The organism is Pseudomonas sp. TZ252 (assembly GCF_056110345.1).
Genome location: NZ_CM148566.1, coordinates 3,771,562 through 3,786,944, shown reverse-complemented (window position 1 = coordinate 3,786,944; position 15,383 = coordinate 3,771,562). Strand labels below are relative to the sequence as shown.

18 protein-coding genes are annotated in these 15,383 nt (G+C 66.8%); 8 read left to right on the top strand and 10 right to left on the bottom strand.

Translation table 11 applies throughout. The features are described from left to right. Positions 1 to 104: 104 nt before the first annotated feature. The 5 genes from rplS to ffh form a co-directional block, all read right to left on the bottom strand. Positions 105 to 455, bottom strand: coding sequence for a 50S ribosomal protein L19 (gene rplS, locus ACYAF3_RS17555; RefSeq protein ID WP_003092637.1), 351 nt, complete (start codon positions 453 to 455; stop codon positions 105 to 107). A 41-nt stretch (positions 456 to 496) separates the two neighbouring features. After that, positions 497 to 1,255 carry a tRNA (guanosine(37)-N1)-methyltransferase TrmD gene (gene trmD, locus ACYAF3_RS17550; RefSeq protein ID WP_003119312.1) on the bottom strand — a complete coding sequence of 253 codons (759 nt, stop codon included), beginning with the start codon at positions 1,253 to 1,255 and terminating at the stop codon, positions 497 to 499. A 6-nt stretch (positions 1,256 to 1,261) separates the two neighbouring features. After that, positions 1,262 to 1,789, bottom strand: a complete 528-nt coding sequence (rimM, locus tag ACYAF3_RS17545) for a ribosome maturation factor RimM (RefSeq protein WP_003092640.1) — start codon at positions 1,787 to 1,789, stop codon at positions 1,262 to 1,264. A gap of 15 nt (positions 1,790 to 1,804) precedes the next feature. Further along, positions 1,805 to 2,056: a 30S ribosomal protein S16 gene (rpsP, locus tag ACYAF3_RS17540; protein WP_003092643.1), complete on the bottom strand. Its 252-nt coding sequence runs from the start codon at positions 2,054 to 2,056 to the stop codon at positions 1,805 to 1,807. 209 nt (positions 2,057 to 2,265) lie between these two features. Next, on the bottom strand, positions 2,266 to 3,639 hold the full coding sequence (ffh, locus tag ACYAF3_RS17535) for a signal recognition particle protein (RefSeq protein WP_003092645.1): 1,374 nt from the start codon (positions 3,637 to 3,639) through the stop codon (positions 2,266 to 2,268). 300 nt (positions 3,640 to 3,939) lie between these two features. Between ffh and ACYAF3_RS17530 the strand changes: the two genes are divergently transcribed. The 3 genes from ACYAF3_RS17530 (at position 3,940) to ACYAF3_RS17520 (ending at position 7,662) form a co-directional block, all read left to right on the top strand. Beyond that, a complete protein-coding gene (locus ACYAF3_RS17530; RefSeq protein WP_003092649.1) occupies positions 3,940 to 4,740 on the top strand; it encodes a cytochrome C assembly family protein in 801 nt (266 codons plus the stop codon). A gap of 12 nt (positions 4,741 to 4,752) precedes the next feature. After that, positions 4,753 to 6,045, top strand: coding sequence for an HlyC/CorC family transporter (locus tag ACYAF3_RS17525; protein WP_003111904.1), 1,293 nt, complete (start codon positions 4,753 to 4,755; stop codon positions 6,043 to 6,045). Positions 6,046 to 6,348: 303 nt separating this feature from the next. After that, positions 6,349 to 7,662, top strand: a complete 1,314-nt coding sequence (locus ACYAF3_RS17520) for an MFS transporter (protein ID WP_003113829.1) — start codon at positions 6,349 to 6,351, stop codon at positions 7,660 to 7,662. 7 nt (positions 7,663 to 7,669) lie between these two features. Here the strand turns inward: ACYAF3_RS17520 and ACYAF3_RS17515 are convergent, their stop codons facing one another. The 5 genes from ACYAF3_RS17515 to ACYAF3_RS17495 are packed head-to-tail and all read right to left on the bottom strand — an operon-like array spanning position 7,670 to position 11,004. Next, on the bottom strand, positions 7,670 to 8,419 hold the full coding sequence (locus tag ACYAF3_RS17515; RefSeq protein WP_059317220.1) for an SGNH/GDSL hydrolase family protein: 750 nt from the start codon (positions 8,417 to 8,419) through the stop codon (positions 7,670 to 7,672). A 1-nt stretch (position 8,420) separates the two neighbouring features. Further along, the gene (gene purT, locus ACYAF3_RS17510; RefSeq protein WP_003092658.1) at positions 8,421 to 9,602 is read right to left on the bottom strand and encodes a formate-dependent phosphoribosylglycinamide formyltransferase; all 1,182 of its coding nucleotides are present in this window, start codon (positions 9,600 to 9,602) and stop codon (positions 8,421 to 8,423) included. A 37-nt stretch (positions 9,603 to 9,639) separates the two neighbouring features. Beyond that, a complete protein-coding gene (locus ACYAF3_RS17505; RefSeq protein ID WP_003092660.1) occupies positions 9,640 to 9,834 on the bottom strand; it encodes a DUF1289 domain-containing protein in 195 nt (64 codons plus the stop codon). Then, on the bottom strand, positions 9,831 to 10,355 hold the full coding sequence (locus ACYAF3_RS17500; RefSeq protein ID WP_003092662.1) for a gamma carbonic anhydrase family protein: 525 nt from the start codon (positions 10,353 to 10,355) through the stop codon (positions 9,831 to 9,833). Before ACYAF3_RS17500 ends, ACYAF3_RS17505 begins: the two co-directional genes overlap by 4 nt. A gap of 37 nt (positions 10,356 to 10,392) precedes the next feature. Continuing rightward, a complete protein-coding gene (locus ACYAF3_RS17495) occupies positions 10,393 to 11,004 on the bottom strand; it encodes a CoA pyrophosphatase (RefSeq protein WP_031652511.1) in 612 nt (203 codons plus the stop codon). A gap of 140 nt (positions 11,005 to 11,144) precedes the next feature. Here ACYAF3_RS17495 and ACYAF3_RS17490 point away from each other — a divergent pair, with 140 nt between their 5' ends. The 5 genes from ACYAF3_RS17490 to ACYAF3_RS17470 all read left to right on the top strand — a co-directional run bounded on the left by ACYAF3_RS17490 (position 11,145) and on the right by ACYAF3_RS17470 (position 15,375). Next, entirely contained in the window at positions 11,145 to 11,699 is a 555-nt protein-coding gene (locus ACYAF3_RS17490) for an NUDIX hydrolase (protein ID WP_003092665.1), read from the top strand. Positions 11,700 to 11,761: 62 nt separating this feature from the next. Continuing rightward, complete coding sequence (locus ACYAF3_RS17485) at positions 11,762 to 12,262, top strand: L,D-transpeptidase family protein (RefSeq protein ID WP_003092667.1); 501 nt, start codon at positions 11,762 to 11,764, stop codon at positions 12,260 to 12,262. Positions 12,263 to 12,504: 242 nt separating this feature from the next. Further along, on the top strand, positions 12,505 to 13,248 hold the full coding sequence (locus tag ACYAF3_RS17480) for a GntR family transcriptional regulator (protein ID WP_003117452.1): 744 nt from the start codon (positions 12,505 to 12,507) through the stop codon (positions 13,246 to 13,248). Positions 13,249 to 13,264: 16 nt separating this feature from the next. Then, a complete protein-coding gene (nagA, locus tag ACYAF3_RS17475; protein WP_030048687.1) occupies positions 13,265 to 14,356 on the top strand; it encodes an N-acetylglucosamine-6-phosphate deacetylase in 1,092 nt (363 codons plus the stop codon). Further along, positions 14,353 to 15,375 (top strand): SIS domain-containing protein, encoded by a 1,023-nt coding sequence (locus ACYAF3_RS17470; protein ID WP_023085501.1) that lies wholly within the window; start codon positions 14,353 to 14,355, stop codon positions 15,373 to 15,375. The genes nagA and ACYAF3_RS17470 overlap by 4 nt, the downstream gene beginning before the upstream one ends. Positions 15,376 to 15,383: the final 8 nt, after the last annotated feature.

Genomic DNA, 15,383 nt, shown 5'->3' with positions numbered 1-15,383 from the left:
ACTGGTTATGCGCTGCCGTGGGCAGTAGGAAGCGCCGCCGGAAAGGCGAACGCCAGACATGAAAAAAGCAGCCCTCGGGCTGCTTTTCTCGGAGAAGAACCGGATTAGACCAGTTTTTCCTTGATGCGCGCGGCCTTGCCGGACAGGGCGCGGAGGTAGTACAGCTTGGCCTTGCGCACGTCGCCGCGACGCTTGACGCTCAGGCTGTCGACGATCGGGCTGTAGGTCTGGAAGGTACGTTCCACGCCCACGCCGTTGGAGATCTTGCGCACGGTGAAGGCGCTGTTCAGGCCACGGTTGCGCTTGGCGATGACGACGCCTTCGAAGGCCTGCAGACGCTGACGGTCGCCTTCCTTCACCTTGACCTGGACGATCACGGTGTCGCCGGGGGCGAACGCCGGGATCTCTTTGTTCATCTGTTCAGCTTCGATCTGCTGAATGATCTTGTTGGTCATGCTGTGCTCCTAAGACCGGCAATCGGCCAGCCATCGATACGTTAACTATCGTCCCGCTGACGGATGTATTCCGCCAGCAGCTTCTGCTCTTCTCCAGAAAGCGAGCGGCTATCCAGAAGATCGGCGCGTCGTTCCCAGGTCCGCCCAAGGGCCTGCTGCAAACGCCAACGCCGGATGTGTTCATGGTTGCCACTGAGCAACACTTCAGGAACACGTTTGTCCGCGTACACCTCGGGTCGGGTGTAGTGCGGGCAGTCGAGCAGGCCATCCGTGAAGGAGTCCTCCTCGGCGGAATCTGCATGACCCAATGCACCGGGCAGCAACCGCGTCACTGCATCGACCAGCACCATGGCCGGCAACTCACCGCCGGACAGGACATAATCGCCGATCGACCATTCTTCATCGACGTGCTCTTCGATGAAGCGCTCGTCGATGCCTTCGTAGCGCCCGGCGATGAGGATCAACGCTTCCTCTTCGGCCAGTTCGCGTACGCCCGCCTGCGTCAGCTGGCGGCCTTGCGGCGAAAGGTAGATCACCTTCGCCTTCCTGCCCCCGGCGGCTTGCCTTGCATCCGCCAGCGCGCCCTCCAGAGGCTTGATCTTCATCACCATGCCAGGGCCACCGCCGAAGGGCCGGTCGTCCACCGTCTGGTGGCGGTCCTCGGTGTAGTCCCGTGGATTCCAGCAGGTCAGCGTGAGCAACCCCTGCTTTACCGCACGGCTGGTGATGCCATAGTCACTGATCGCGCGGAACATCTCCGGAAAGATGCTGACGACGCCCACCCACAAACGCTTGTCCATGGATGATCAGAAGTCCGCGTCCCAGTCCACCCGCATCTCGCCAGCGGCCAGGTCGATCGACAGCACGCACTGCCCGGTGTAGGGCAACAGGCGCTCGCGGTCGTCCAGGCTGCCCGCGCAGGGCTTGACCACCATGACATCGTTGGCACCGGTTTCCAGCAGATGGTCGATCACGCCGAGCAACTGCCCGCCCTGGTCGATCACCTTCAGGCCTTCCAGCTGGTGCCAGTAGTACTCACCTTCCTCGAGAGAGGGCAACTCGCTACGCGGGATGCAGATCTCGTAACCGGTGAAGGTGCGGGCCTCTTCGCGATCGTCGAGCCCCTTGAGCTTGGCGGCCAGGACCTTGCCATGCAGGCGCCCCCTGACCAGCTCGGCCTGCCGAATCTCGCCGTCGCGCCGGAGCGTCCAGCGGCGATAGTCCAGCAGGTTGTCCAACGGGTCGGTAAAGGAATACACCTTCACCTCACCGCGGATGCCGTACACCGAAACGATCTTGCCGATCACGACCAGGTCGTCGGCGGGTGTCGGCATTTCACTCATGACGGCTTAGGCGTTTGCCTTGGCAGCGTCCTTGAGCAGCTGAGCAACGCGCTCAGACGGCTGTGCACCCTGGCCGAGCCAGTAGGTAGCACGCTCCTGGTCGACGGACAGACGCACTTCGCCACCAGTCGCAACCGGGTTGAAGAAACCGATGCGCTCGACGAAGCGACCATCGCGCGCATTGCGGCTGTTGGTCACGGTCAGGTGGTAGAAGGGGCGCTTTTTGGAGCCGCCACGAGCAAGACGGATGGTTACCATGTGAACTTCGTTCCTGTAGTCGGTGCTTGCAAAATGAATGCACGCTGGGCCCACGGCCCGAAAGGCCGCATATTCTAAGGATTATCGGGGAATTTGCAAATCTCTTTTTCGGCCACCCATCGGCCGGCGCGGAGAGCGCGGGAAGCACACGGTCCGCCCGCCGGCCGACGGCGCGAAACCGTCGGCGTGGCCAGCGGCCGCGCGTCCGATCAAAGCTTGGGCATGCCCCCCGGGAACATGCTGCCCATGCCTCGCATCATCTTGGCCATGCCGCCCTTGGCGGTGACCTTCTTCATCATCTTCTGCATCTGCTTGTGCTGCTTGATCAGCCGGCCGACGTCCTGCACCTGGGTACCGGAGCCAAGGGCGATGCGGCGCTTGCGCGAGCCGCTGATCATTTCCGGATCGCGCCGTTCGCCGGGCGTCATCGAGTTGATGATCGCCTCCATCTGCTTGAACTGTTTCTCCGCAGCACCCTGGGCATTGCCCATCTGCGCCAGGTTGACCCCGCCGAGCATCGGCAGCTTGTCCATGAGCCCGCCGAGGCCGCCCATGTTCTTCATCTGTTGCAACTGGTCGCGGAAGTCTTCCAGGTCGAAGCCCTTGCCCTTCTTGATCTTCTTCGCCAGCTTCTCGGCCTTGTCGCGGTCGAGGTTCTGCTCGGCCTGTTCGATCAGGCTGAGCACGTCGCCCATGCCGAGGATGCGCGAGGCCACGCGGTCGGGATGGAACGGATCGAGCGCTTCGCTCTTCTCGCCCATGCCGAGGAACTTGATCGGCTTGCCGGTGATGGCCCGCACCGAGAGCGCGGCACCGCCACGCGCGTCGCCGTCGACCTTGGTCAGGACCACGCCGGTCAGCGGCAAGGCGTCATTGAAGGCCTTGGCGGTGTTGGCGGCGTCCTGGCCGGTCATGGCATCGACCACGAACAGGGTTTCCGCCGGCTTGATCGCCGCGTGCACCTGCTTGATCTCGTCCATCATGTCGGCATCGATGTGCAGGCGGCCTGCGGTATCGACGATCACCACGTCGATGAACTTCAGCCTCGCCTCGCGGATCGCCGCCTCGGCGATGGCCACCGGCTTCTGGCTGACGTCGGAAGGGAAGAAGGTTACGCCGACCTCGCCCGCCAGGGTTTCCAGCTGCTTGATCGCGGCGGGACGGTAGACGTCGGCGGAAACCACCATCACCGACTTCTTCTTGCGTTCCTTAAGGAAGCGCGCCAGCTTGCCCGCGGTGGTGGTCTTGCCCGCGCCCTGCAGGCCGGCCATCAGGATCACCGCCGGCGGCGCGACGCTCAGCGCCAGGTCCTCGTTGGCCGCCCCCATCAACTCCTCGAGTTCGGCGCGGACGATCTTCACGAACGCCTGTCCCGGGGTCAGGCTCTTCGAGACCTCGGTGCCGACGGCGCGCTCCTTGACCTTGTTGACGAAGTCCTTGACCACCGGCAGGGCCACGTCGGCCTCGAGCAGGGCCATGCGCACTTCGCGCAGAGTGTCCTTGATGTTGTCCTCGGTCAGCTTGGCCTTGCCGGTGACATGGCGAAGCGTCTGCGAGAGGCGGTCTGTAAGGTTTTCGAACATGCGCGATCCTTCCACGGGGGTTGCGGCAAGCGGCGGATTATAACCAAGAGCGCGTCGCGGGACACGCGATGAAAGACGGAGTGTGTGTCCGGCGACGACCGGAGGCCAGCCTCAAGTCCTTGATTTGCCGATGCGTTCCGTCTTTGCCGAAGCGACTGCCGGGCCAGGAGGTCGCGGCGCCCGCGGCAGGCGGCCCGCCAACCCGGCCACAGGTACGAGAGAACTGTTCGCAACGGCTTTCTCGCGACGCTCGATCTATGCCAAACTCCCTTCCTTTCGGGCCCGCGATTACAAGGACTTATGCATCCCCTGCTGCCCAGCCTCATCGCTGCTGTTCTCTATCTCGGCACCGCCGCCTACCAGGGTGCCTGTGTGTCCAAGCGCACCGCGCCGGGCAAACCCCTGCTGCTCCTGTTCGGACTCCTGGCACTGGTCGCCCACGCCTTCAGCCTCTACCAGCAATTGCTGACCCCGGCCGGCCTGGTGCTGGACTTCTTCAACGCCGCCAGCCTGATCGCCGCCGCGGTAATTCTCCTGACCCTGCTGGCGACCTTGCGGATACCGGTGGAGAACCTGCTCCTCCTTCTATTCCCGCTGGGCGCCCTCACCACCCTGCTGGCGGTACTCATCCCCCACGGCACCGTCGAGCCGATCAACGAACAGCCGGGCATCCTGGCCCACATCCTGCTCTCGATCCTGGCCTACGGCCTGCTCACCATCGCGGTGTTCCAGGCGCTCTTGCTGCTGCTCCAGGACTACCGCCTCAAGCACAAGCATCCGTCCGGGCTGATCCGCAACTTCCCGCCCCTGCAAACCATGGAAAGCCTGCTGTTCGGCTTCCTCTGGGGCGGCTGGTCGCTGCTTTCGCTGTCGCTGCTGTCCGGATGGCTGTTCGTCGACAACCTGTTCGCCCAGCACCTGGCGCACAAGACCATCCTGTCCTGCTTCGCCTGGGTGGTCTTCGCCGTGCTCCTCTGGGGTCGCCACCAGCTCGGCTGGCGGGGCCACAAGGCGATCCGCTGGACCCTGGCCGGTTTCTGCCTGTTGATGTTGGCGTACTTCGGCAGCAAGCTGGTGCGGGAATTCATCCTGCACATCTGATGGGCCTCCTTCATGGATGAGCTGCACCCCGGGTACCTGGTCGGCCTGCTGGTTCTCTTGGTCGCCTGCTCGGCGTTCTTCTCCTGCGTCGAGACCGCCCTGCTCAACCTCGACCGTTACCGCCTGCGCCTGCAGGCCAAGCAAGGCCTGCGCGGGGCCCGGCGCAGCAGTTGGCTGCTGCTGCACGACGACCGCCTGCGCGGCACCCTGTTGTTCGGCCGCACCCTGGTCAACGTCAGCGCCGCCGCCCTGGCCAGTTGGGCCGCGCTGCGCCACTGGGGCGTCATCGGCCTGGCCGTCGCCATCCCCGGCATGACCCTGCTCCTGCTGCTGTTCGGCGCCCTGCTGCCGCGCCGCTACGGCGCCCTTCGCTCGGAACGCGTCGCCCTGCCGCTCAGCCTGCCGCTCCTGATCCTGCAGCGCCTGTGCTGGCCCCTGCTGTGGCTACTGACCCTGCTGAGCAACGCGCTGCTGCGCCTGCTCGGCGTCGCCGCGGCGGAACAGGACGACAGCGGACGCAGCCGCGACGAAGAGGCCCTGCATCCGGCCGACAACCCCCAGGCCAGCGAGGTCAACCGACATGACATGCTGCTCGGCCTGCTGGACCTGGAGAAGGTCACGGTCAACGACCTGATGATCCCGCGCAACGAAATCGAAGGCATCGACCTCGACGACGAACTCGAGGTCATCGTCGAGCAGTTGCGCACCACCAGCCACACCCGCCTGCCGGTCTACCGCGACGACGTCAACCAGATCGAAGGGGTCGTGCACATGCGCCAGATCGCGCGCCTGCTGACCCAGGGCCGCCTGACCAAGGAGAATCTCCGCCAGGCCTGCATGGAGCCGTATTTCGTGCCGGAAAGCACGCCGCTGTCGACCCAGTTGGTGAACTTCCAGAAGGAGAAGCGCCGTATCGGCGTGGTGGTCGACGAATATGGCGAGGTGATCGGCATCGTCACGCTGGAGGACATCCTCGAAGAGATCGTCGGCGACTTCAACGACCTCGACAGCCTCGACAACCCGGATATCCAGGCCCAGGAGGACGGCAGCTTCGTCATCGACGGCAGCGCCAACCTGCGCGAGCTGAACAAGTCGCTTGGCTGGCAATTGCCCTGCGACGGCCCGAAGACCCTCAACGGCCTGGTCACCGAAGCCCTGGAGCAGATCCCCGATTGCGCGGTGTGCCTGCGCATCGGCCCCTACTGCCTGGAAATCCAGCAGTCGGCGGAAAACCGTGTGAAAAGCGTGCGCGCCTGGCATCCCCGCGCGCTGACCCCGCTGGTCGAAAGCGACGCCAGCGTCTGATCCGGGATTGCCGAACCGGCCCCGCGGCGCTCTATAATCGACCCCAGCTTATCCAGCCCTGCCGCCGGTTCCGCCGCTACCCGCAGCCCGAGCCCCGGCCAGTCACCCGCCAGTCCCGCCTGCCCGCCCGGCCCCGATGCCGACGGTACCAGCCGGCGCACGGCGCGCAGCCCCATCCTCCCTGCGCGACCGATCTCGTCCGCCCCACCCGGGCGCCGCGCCGCCGCATCGGCGCACTGGCCATAACCATCCGGCCGCACGGAAGCACTCCGTCGTGCCCCGACTGCCAGGGACCTTCCCACCATGACCGCCGCCACCCTCGCCGCCGACGCCGCTCCGGAACCGGCCAACTCGACCACCCGGGTCGCAGTCGCCAGCTTCATCGGCACCGCCATCGAGTTCTACGATTTCTACGTCTATGCCACTGCCGCCGCCCTGGTGATCGGTCCGGTATTCTTCCCGCAGACATCCGGCACCGCGCAGATGCTCAGCGCCTTCCTCACCTTCGGCATCGCCTTCCTCGCCCGTCCGCTGGGCTCGGCGCTGTTCGGCCACTTCGGCGACCGCATCGGGCGCAAGTCAACCCTGGTCGCCTCGCTGCTGCTGATGGGGGTGTCCACCACCCTGATCGGCGTCCTCCCCGGCTACGACAGCATCGGCTACTGGGCGCCGTTGCTGCTCTGCGTGCTGCGCTTCGGCCAGGGCCTCGGCCTCGGCGGCGAGTGGGGCGGCGCCGCGCTGCTGGCCACGGAGAACGCGCCGGCCGGCAAGCGCGCCTGGTTCGGCATGTTTCCCCAGCTCGGCCCGTCGATCGGCTTCCTCGCCGCCAACGGCCTGTTCCTGGCCCTGGCGATGCTGCTCAGCGAGGAGCAGTTCCGTGAGTGGGGCTGGCGGATCCCGTTCCTGCTCAGCGCGGCGCTGGTTGTGGTCGGCCTCTACGTACGCCTGAAGCTGGCGGAAACCCCGGTGTTCGCCAAGGCCATGGCCAAGCACGAGAGGGTCCGCCTGCCGATCGCCGAGCTGTTCGCCCAGCACTGGCGGCCGACCCTGCTCGGCGCCCTGGCGATGGTGGTGTGTTATGCGCTGTTCTATATCTCCACGGTGTTCTCGCTGAGCTACGGGGTGGCCAGCCTCGGCTTCAGCCGCGAGGAGTTCCTTGGTCTGCTGTGCCTCGCGGTGCTCTTCATGGCCGCCGCCACGCCGCTGTCGGCCTGGCTCAGCGACCGCTTCGGACGCAAGCCGGTACTGCTGCTCGGCAGCCTGGCGGCGATCGCCTCCGGCTTCGCCATGGAGCCGCTGCTCAGCCAGGGCTCGACGTTCAGCGTCGCCCTGTTCCTCTGCATCGAGCTGTTCCTGATGGGGGTCACCTTCGCCCCGATGGGCGCGCTGCTGCCGGAAATATTCCCCACCCACGTGCGCTACACCGGCGCGTCGGCGGCCTACAACCTGGGCGGCATTCTCGGCGCCTCGGTGGCGCCCTATATCGCCCAGAAGCTGGTCGGCATCGGCGGCCTGGGCTGGGTCGGCGGCTACGTCTCCGCAGCGGCGCTGCTCAGCCTGCTGGCGGTGCTGTGCCTGAAGGAAACCCGCGACAACGACCTCGGCGCAGTGTCCTGAGTCTCGCTCAGGCTACCGCGACGCCGCCCTTCTCCCTCGCCGCCAACCAGTCGGCGAGGGCCCCGGCCCAGACCTGGTAGCCCAGCTGCGACGGATGAAAGCCGTCGATGGCCAGGTAGCCCGGAAGCAGGTCCAGCGAGATCGGGCAGTAGCCGGCGCCGGTCGCGCCAGCGAGATCGCGCAGCGCCTCGTCGAGCAGCCGCCCGCGCCACCCCAGCAGGGCCCGCAGCAACCCGGGCAAGGCGGAAAAATGCCGCAGCGGCGGCACCGCGGTGCAAGTCACCTGCGCGCCGGCCGCCTGGAAGCCGTCGATCAGGGCCGCGCAGTCGGCGCGCCAGCGTTCGAGGGAGCGCAGGCTGGTGGTGTCATTGACGCCGAAGACCAGGATCACCTGGTCGAAGAAACGTCCCGCCACCTGCGGTAGCAGGCGTTCGCGCGCCTCGCCGCTGGTGATGCCGTTCTCGCCCAGCGCCTGCCAGGCCACCGGGCGGCGCAGACGCTCGCCCAGCGCCGCGGCCAGGCGGCCGGCCAGGGCGTAGTCCAGGCAACTGGCGCCGACCCCGGCCACTGTCGACTCACCGAACAACAGCAAGCGCAGCGGCTCTTCGGCACCGGCCCCACCGACCAGCCCTTCGCGAGGTCCCGCCGCGGGCGCCAGGCGCAAGGCTCGGCGGCGGGTGCGGATAGCCAGCGGCACCGCCAGCGGCAGCAACGGCAGAGCCGCCGCCCACCAGGCCAGCGTTGCCAGCCGGCGCATCTCAGAGTTCGACGCGAACCGCCTGGGCGGCCCGGGTCGCCTTGGCGCGGGCGGCGTCGATCGACTCGTCGCGCGCCAGGGCCACGCCCATCCGCCGCTGGCCATCCACTTCCGGCTTGCCGAACAGGCGTAGCGCCGTATCCGCCTCGCTCAGCGCGGCGCCGAGGTTGGCGAAAGCGACCTGCCGGGACTTGCCTTCCACCAGGATCACCGCCGAGGCCGACGGGCCGAGCTGGCGGATCACCGGGATCGGCAGGCCGAGGATCGCCCGCGCGTGCAGCGCGAACTCGGAAAGATCCTGGGAAATCAGGGTCACCAGGCCGGTATCGTGCGGACGCGGCGACACCTCGCTGAACCACACCTGGTCGCCCTTGACGAACAGTTCGACGCCGAACAGCCCGCGTCCGCCGAGGGCCTCGGTCACTGCCCGGGCGACCCGCTCGGACTCGGCCAGGGCCTGCGCGCTCATCGCCTGCGGCTGCCAGGACTCGTGGTAGTCGCCCTTGACCTGGCGGTGACCGATCGGCGCGCAGAAAGTGGTGCCGTCGACGTGGCGCACGGTGAGCAGGGTGATTTCGTAGTCGAAATCGATGAAGCCCTCGACGATCACCCGGCCCTTGCCGGCGCGCCCGCCTTCCTGGGCATAGTCCCAGGCCGCCTGCAGGTCGTCGGGGCCTTTCAGGACGCTCTGGCCCTTGCCCGACGAACTCATGATCGGCTTCACCACGCAGGGGTAGCCGACGCGCTCGACGCCACGGCGGTAGTCCTCGAAGGTATCGGCGAAGTGATAGGGCGAGGTCGGCAAGCCGAGCTCCTCGGCAGCCAGCCGGCGGATACCCTCGCGGTTCATGGTCAGTTGCGCGGCGCGGGCGGTGGGCACCACGGTGTAGCCTTCGGCTTCCAGCTCGACCAGGGTCGCGGTGGCGATGGCCTCGATCTCGGGCACGATGTAGTGCGGCTTCTCCTGCTCGATCACCGCGCGCAGGGCGGCGCCGTCGAGCATGCTGATCACGTGGCTGCGATGTGCCACCTGCATGGCCGGCGCGTTGCCATAGCGATCGACGGCGATCACTTCGCAACCCAGGCGTTGCAGCTCGATGGCGACTTCCTTGCCCAGCTCGCCGGAGCCACAGAGAAGGACGCGGGTCGCGCTCGGCGACAGGGGGGTACCGATACGGGTCATGGAAGAACCTCGGAAATGAAAGAAAACGGAATCCGCTTCAGGCGGAACCGCTGACCAGCCCTTGCGCCTTGGCGCGCTCGAAACAGCGACCGAGCACCTCGCGGCGCTCGTCGTTGCTCATCAGGCCCCAGCGGGTGATCTCGGCCGCCGTGCGCTGGCAGCCGATGCAGATGTCCTGCTCGTCCAGCGCGCAGACATGCACGCAGGGCGAAGCCACCGGTCGCTCGTTCACGCCGGGTCCTCGACGAGGTCGCGGGCGTAACGGCGGGCATTGTGCACATAGTGGGCGGCGCTGGCCTCGAGCATCTTCTTCTGCGGCTCGCTCAGCTCGCGCACTACCTTGCCCGGCGAGCCCATCACCAGCGAGCCGTCGGGAATCTCCTTGCCCTCGGGAATCAGCGCGTTGGCGCCGATGATGCAGTACTTGCCGATCTTCGCCCCATTGAGGATCACCGCGTTGATCCCCACCAGGCTGTAGTCGCCCACGCTGCAACCATGCAGCATGGCGTTGTGGCCGACGGTGACGCCCTTGCCGAGGGTCAGCGGATAGCCCATGTCGGTGTGCATCACCGAGCCGTCCTGGACGTTGCTGTGCTCGCCGATATGGATCAGCTCGTTGTCGCCGCGCAGCACCGCGCCAAACCAGACGCTGGCGCCGGCATCCAGGCGAACCTTGCCGATCACCGCTGCGCTGGGCGCGATCCAGCTGTCGGGATGGGTTTCGACGCGGGCATCGCCCAGGCGGTATTTCATCGCGATCTCCTCATGGCCGGGGTCTGCGCCCCGTCGGTCAACTCAGTTTGATGAACGAAGCCGGCGGCGTGTGCAGGTCGATGGGGTCGTCGTACAGCAGGTTGACCAGCTCCACCACCATGATGGCCGTCAGGCCCCAGATCTTGAACTCGCCGAAGCGATAGCTGGGCACGTACCAGCTGCGGCCGAAGTAGTCGATGCGGTGGGTGACCTCGCGCGGGTCGTCGCGAAAGAAACTCAGCGGCACGTTGAACACCGCGGCGATCTCGCCGTCGTTGGGCTGGTACTCGACGAAGTCGGGAATGAAGGCGACATAGGGAGTGACCTCGATGCCATGCCGCGAGACCAGGGTGCTCAGCGGCCCGACCACTTCCACCAGGCCCGGCGGCAAGGCGATCTCCTCCTCCGCCTCGCGCAGGGCGGTGCGCACCAGGTCGGCGTCTTCCGGGTCGCGCCGCCCGCCGGGGAAGGCGACCTCGCCGCCATGGGTGGACAAACCGGCGGCGCGCAGGGTCAGCACCAGCTCCGGATCGTCGCTGCGGGTGATGGGCACCAGCACGGCCGCTTGGGGGAAGCGCTGGTCGGTATCCAGTTGGCGGGGGCGGTGCGCCTCGATGCGTTGGCGCAGCTGGTCGAGCGTGCAGTTCATACTGCCGGGGTTTCCGAGGTCTTGTCGTTTCCCCGAGATCATGGCACGAAAGCCCCGGCCAGCCCACCCCTCCCGCACGGGGCCTTGTCGCCTCCCGGCCAGCCGAGCAAGATAGGCCTTTCCCCGAAGAAGAACCTGGCATGAAATTCTGCAGCCTGTGCGGCGCCACGGTGGTCCAGCGCATCCCGGACGGCGACAACCGCCTGCGCTACGTCTGCGACGCCTGCCACACCGTGCACTACCAGAACCCGCGTATCGTCGCCGGCAGCCTGCCGGTGTGGGACGGCCAGGTCCTGCTCTGCCGTCGCGCCATTGCGCCGCGCCTGGGCTACTGGACGCTGCCGGCCGGCTTCATGGAGAACGGCGAGACCCTCGCCCAGGCGGCGGCCCGCGAGACAGAGGAAGAAGCCAACGCGCGGATCGGCGACCTGCAGCTCTATACCCTTTTCGACCTGCCGCACATCAGCCAGGTCTACCTGTTCTTCCGCGCCGAGCTGCTCGACCTGGATTTCTCCGCCGGCGATGAAAGCCTGGAGGTGCGGCTTTTCGACGAAGCGGAGATTCCCTGGTCGGAGCTGGCTTTTCCGACCATCGGCCGTACCTTAGAATGCTACTTCAGCGACCGCCGCGAAGGCTGCTTCCCGGTGCGCAACGAAGCCATTGCACCTATGCTGGCTTCCTATAAGAAAGACTGAACGCCAAACACTCGAACACCGCCGCCGTTGCGGCTCAAGGGAACATCGGGGATTTCACTTCCATGCGCTGGTTGCTTGCTTTGCTGTGCTTGACCTTCGCCAGTCTGACCCAGGCCAATGCCGCGCCGAGCCTGGAAGGCAAGGTGGACAAGGTCCTGGTGCTCAAGTCCGAGCGAAAACTGCTGCTCCTCAACAAAGGCAACGTCCTGAAAAGCTACCGTGTCTCGCTGGGCAAGCGCCCGACCGGCCCGAAGCTGGCCGAAGGCGACAACCGCACCCCGGAAGGCTTCTACTGGATCGACTGGCGCAAGACCAGCAACAACTACAACCTCTCCATGCACATTTCCTACCCCAACGCCCGCGACGTGGCCAAGGCCCGGGAAAAGGGCCTGCCGGCCGGTGGCATGATCATGATCCACGGCACCCCGCTGGATGACGAATACCCGGAGTGGTACTTCTCCACCCTGGACTGGACCAATGGCTGTATCGCCATGAACAACACCGACATGCGCGAAGTCTGGAGCGTGGTGAAAGACGGCACGCTGATCGAGATCCGCCCCTGACAGAACCAGGCTGATACCACTCGTCAGCCGTCAGCCACGCCAGGAACGCCGCCGCGAGATTTTCCGGCGGCGTTTTCTTTTATCCGTCAAACCCTTGCATCCCTTACTCAGGCCGAGTCAATCGACGGGACGGCTGGCTGACGCGTGCGCGACGCACAACTGGCATTGACGTGGTATTCAAGTGGTATTAGTTTTCCCAGCATTACCGGGCGACAACAACACAATCCGCATCGGAACCTCTCATGAAGACAGCCCACGACCTGCTCCTGGCCCTGCGTCCCGACGAGGCGCAACCCACCCCCCTCTATCTGCAGCTGGCGCGCAATCTCGAGAGCGCGATCCATGCCGGCCAGTGGAAAGCGGAGGAAGCGCTGCCCTCCGAACGCAACCTCAGCGAAACCCTGAACATTTCCCGCGTCACCGCGCGCAAGGCCCTCGAAGTACTCTTCGAGCAGGGCCTGATCCGCCGCAACCAGGGCTCCGGCACCTTCATTACGCCGCGTCTCGAACAACCGTTGTCGCGTCTCTCCAGCTTCAGCGAGATGCTCCGCCTGAAAGGCTTCACCCCCGGCTCCACCTGGCTGGAGCGCGGCATCGCCCTGCCCACCCACGACGAACTGATCCGCCTCGGCCTCTCGCCGACCGAGAAGGTCACGCGCATGAAGCGCCTGCGCAAGGCCGACGGCACAGTGATGGCGATCGAGAACAGCACCCTGCCGGCGCGCCTGCTGCCGGACCCGACAGCGGTCGGCGATTCCCTCTACGAATACCTGGACGGCATCGGTCGCCCAGTGGTCCGCGCCCTCCAGCACGTGCGCGCGATCAACGCCTCCGCGTCCGATGCCGCGCTGGTCGGCATCGCGCCGGGCACCGCGATGCTGCTGATGACCCGGATCGGCTACCTCGAGGACAACACCCCGATCGAGCTGACCGACACCTACTGCCGCAACGACTACTACGACTTCGTCGCCGAACTGCGACGCTGACCGACACGGAGCCGCCATGCTCGAAGGCAACATTCTCACCCCGCAAGGCTGGGTCCTCGGCCGCCTGCACATCCAGGACGGGCGTATCCAGCGGATCGAAGGCGAGCCCTGCGATCCGGCCGGCAACGCCGATCCGTACCTGCTGCCAGGCTTCATCGACCTGCATGTGCACGGCGGCGGCGGCCGCGACATCATGGAAGGCGGCGACGCCTTCGCCACCATCGCCCGCACCCACCGGCGCTTCGGCACGACCTCGCTGCTGGCCACCACCATGACCGCACCGCGCGAGGAGATCGCCGACATCCTCAGCCAGCTCGGCGCTTACTGCCGCCGCTCGCTGGAGGGCGGTTCACGGATACTCGGCGTGCACCTGGAAGGCCCCTACATCAACTCCGGCAAGCTCGGCGCGCAGCCCAACTTCGCCCATGCCGCGGTGCTCGAGGAAGTCGAGGACTACCTGCGCCGCGCGCCGATCCGGGTGATCACCATCGCCCCCGAGATCGCCGGACACCGGCCGCTGATCCGCGCCCTCGCCGAGCGCGGCGTGCGCCTGCAGATCGGCCATACCCTGGGCAGCTACGAGGATGGCGTGGCCGCACTGGAAGCCGGCGCCAGCAGCTTCACCCACCTCTACAACGCGATGACCGGCCTGCACCACCGCGAACCGGGTATCGTCGGCGCGGCCCTGGCCCACGCACGCTACGCCGAGCTGATCCCCGACCTGCTGCATGTCCATCCCGGCGCCATCAGGGTGGCCCTGCGTTCGATCCCGTGCCTGTACTGCGTGACCGACTCCACCGCCGCCGCCGGCATGCCCGACGGCCAGTACAAGCTCGGCAGCCACACGGTGACCAAGTGCCTGGGCGGCGTGCGCCTGCCCGACGGCACTCTGGCCGGCAGCACCCTGACCATGGACCAGGCGCTGCGCAACCTGGTGAAGATCGGCCTGCCCCTGGCCGAAGCCTCGCAACGCCTTTCGCAATTCCCCGCCGATTACCTCGGCCTCACCGAGCGCGGCCGCCTGGCGCCCGCAGCCTGGGCCGATGTGGTGCGCCTGGATCGCTCCCTGGAACTCGACGCCGTGATGGTGGAAGGAGAACTCGAATGACTTCGCTGATGCTCGAGGAAGCGCTCTCCGCCGCCACGGTGGCGAGCCGTCAACTGGCCGTGCTCGACGCTTGCCTGCCGGCGCTTGGCCAGCGTCTGCGGGAGGTCGATCCGAACCTGGCACTGACTGTCGCGCGCGGCAGCTCCGACCATGCCGCCAGCTACTTCGCCTACCTGGCCATGCAGCACGCCGGCTTGCCGGTGGCCTCGCTGCCCATGTCGGTAGTGACCCTGAACCGCTCGCCACTGCGTGTCGCCGGGCAGGCCGTCTTCGCTTTCTCGCAGTCCGGGCAGAGCCCCGATCTCGTGGACAGCCTGCGCATCCTGCGCGAACGCGGCGCCCTGGGCATCGCCCTGGTGAATGCCGAGGATTCGCCGCTGGAAGCCGCCAGCGAATTCGTCGTGCCGCTCTGCGCCGGCAGCGAGCGCAGCGTCGCAGCGACCAAGAGCTTCATCGCCACGCTCAGCGCCAGCGCTCGCCTGCTCGCCCACTGGCAGCGCGACAATGCCCTGCTGGCCGCAGGCCAGGGCCTGGCGGCCGGGCTGGAGCAGGCCGCCAGGCTCGACTGGTCGCCGGCCATCGAGGCCCTGCGCGACTGCCAGCGGCTGATGGTGATCGGTCGCGGCGCCGGCTACGCCATCGCCCAGGAGGCCGCGCTGAAATTCAAGGAAACCTCGGCGATCCAGGCCGAGGCCTTCAGCAGCGCCGAGGTCCGCCATGGACCGATGGCGCTGGTCGAGGAGCGCTATCCGCTGCTGGTGTTCGCTCCCCGCGGCCCGGAGCAGGAAGGCCTGCTGGCGCTCGCCGAGGATATGCGCCAGCGCGGTGCGCAGGTATTGCTCGCCGCCCCGGACGACATCGCCGAACGCGACCTGCCGCTGCAGCGCGCCGCGCATCCGGCGCTCGATCCGATCCTGGCGATCCAGAGTTTCTACGTCATGGCCGCCGGCCTGGCCGAAGCCCGCGGCATGGACCCGGACCAGCCACGGCACCTGAGCAAAGTCACCCGAACCCACTGAGCCTGAGC

Coding starts and splice junctions, on each gene's coding strand:
- ACYAF3_RS17530 (WP_003092649.1), top strand. CDS start 3,940: ATGCATCCCCTGCTGCCCAGCCTCATCGCTGCTGTTCTCTATCTCGGC.
- ACYAF3_RS17520 (WP_003113829.1), top strand. CDS start 6,349: ATGACCGCCGCCACCCTCGCCGCCGACGCCGCTCCGGAACCGGCCAAC.
- ACYAF3_RS17480 (WP_003117452.1), top strand. CDS start 12,505: ATGAAGACAGCCCACGACCTGCTCCTGGCCCTGCGTCCCGACGAGGCG.
- ACYAF3_RS17525 (WP_003111904.1), top strand. CDS start 4,753: ATGGATGAGCTGCACCCCGGGTACCTGGTCGGCCTGCTGGTTCTCTTG.
- ffh (WP_003092645.1), bottom strand. CDS start 3,639: ATGTTCGAAAACCTTACAGACCGCCTCTCGCAGACGCTTCGCCATGTC.
- ACYAF3_RS17500 (WP_003092662.1), bottom strand. CDS start 10,355: ATGAAATACCGCCTGGGCGATGCCCGCGTCGAAACCCATCCCGACAGC.
- ACYAF3_RS17490 (WP_003092665.1), top strand. CDS start 11,145: ATGAAATTCTGCAGCCTGTGCGGCGCCACGGTGGTCCAGCGCATCCCG.
- ACYAF3_RS17485 (WP_003092667.1), top strand. CDS start 11,762: ATGCGCTGGTTGCTTGCTTTGCTGTGCTTGACCTTCGCCAGTCTGACC.
- rimM (WP_003092640.1), bottom strand. CDS start 1,789: ATGCCGACACCCGCCGACGACCTGGTCGTGATCGGCAAGATCGTTTCG.
- trmD (WP_003119312.1), bottom strand. CDS start 1,255: ATGGACAAGCGTTTGTGGGTGGGCGTCGTCAGCATCTTTCCGGAGATG.
- ACYAF3_RS17515 (WP_059317220.1), bottom strand. CDS start 8,419: ATGCGCCGGCTGGCAACGCTGGCCTGGTGGGCGGCGGCTCTGCCGTTG.
- rplS (WP_003092637.1), bottom strand. CDS start 455: ATGACCAACAAGATCATTCAGCAGATCGAAGCTGAACAGATGAACAAA.
- nagA (WP_030048687.1), top strand. CDS start 13,265: ATGCTCGAAGGCAACATTCTCACCCCGCAAGGCTGGGTCCTCGGCCGC.
- ACYAF3_RS17495 (WP_031652511.1), bottom strand. CDS start 11,004: ATGAACTGCACGCTCGACCAGCTGCGCCAACGCATCGAGGCGCACCGC.
- purT (WP_003092658.1), bottom strand. CDS start 9,602: ATGACCCGTATCGGTACCCCCCTGTCGCCGAGCGCGACCCGCGTCCTT.
- rpsP (WP_003092643.1), bottom strand. CDS start 2,056: ATGGTAACCATCCGTCTTGCTCGTGGCGGCTCCAAAAAGCGCCCCTTC.
- ACYAF3_RS17470 (WP_023085501.1), top strand. CDS start 14,353: ATGACTTCGCTGATGCTCGAGGAAGCGCTCTCCGCCGCCACGGTGGCG.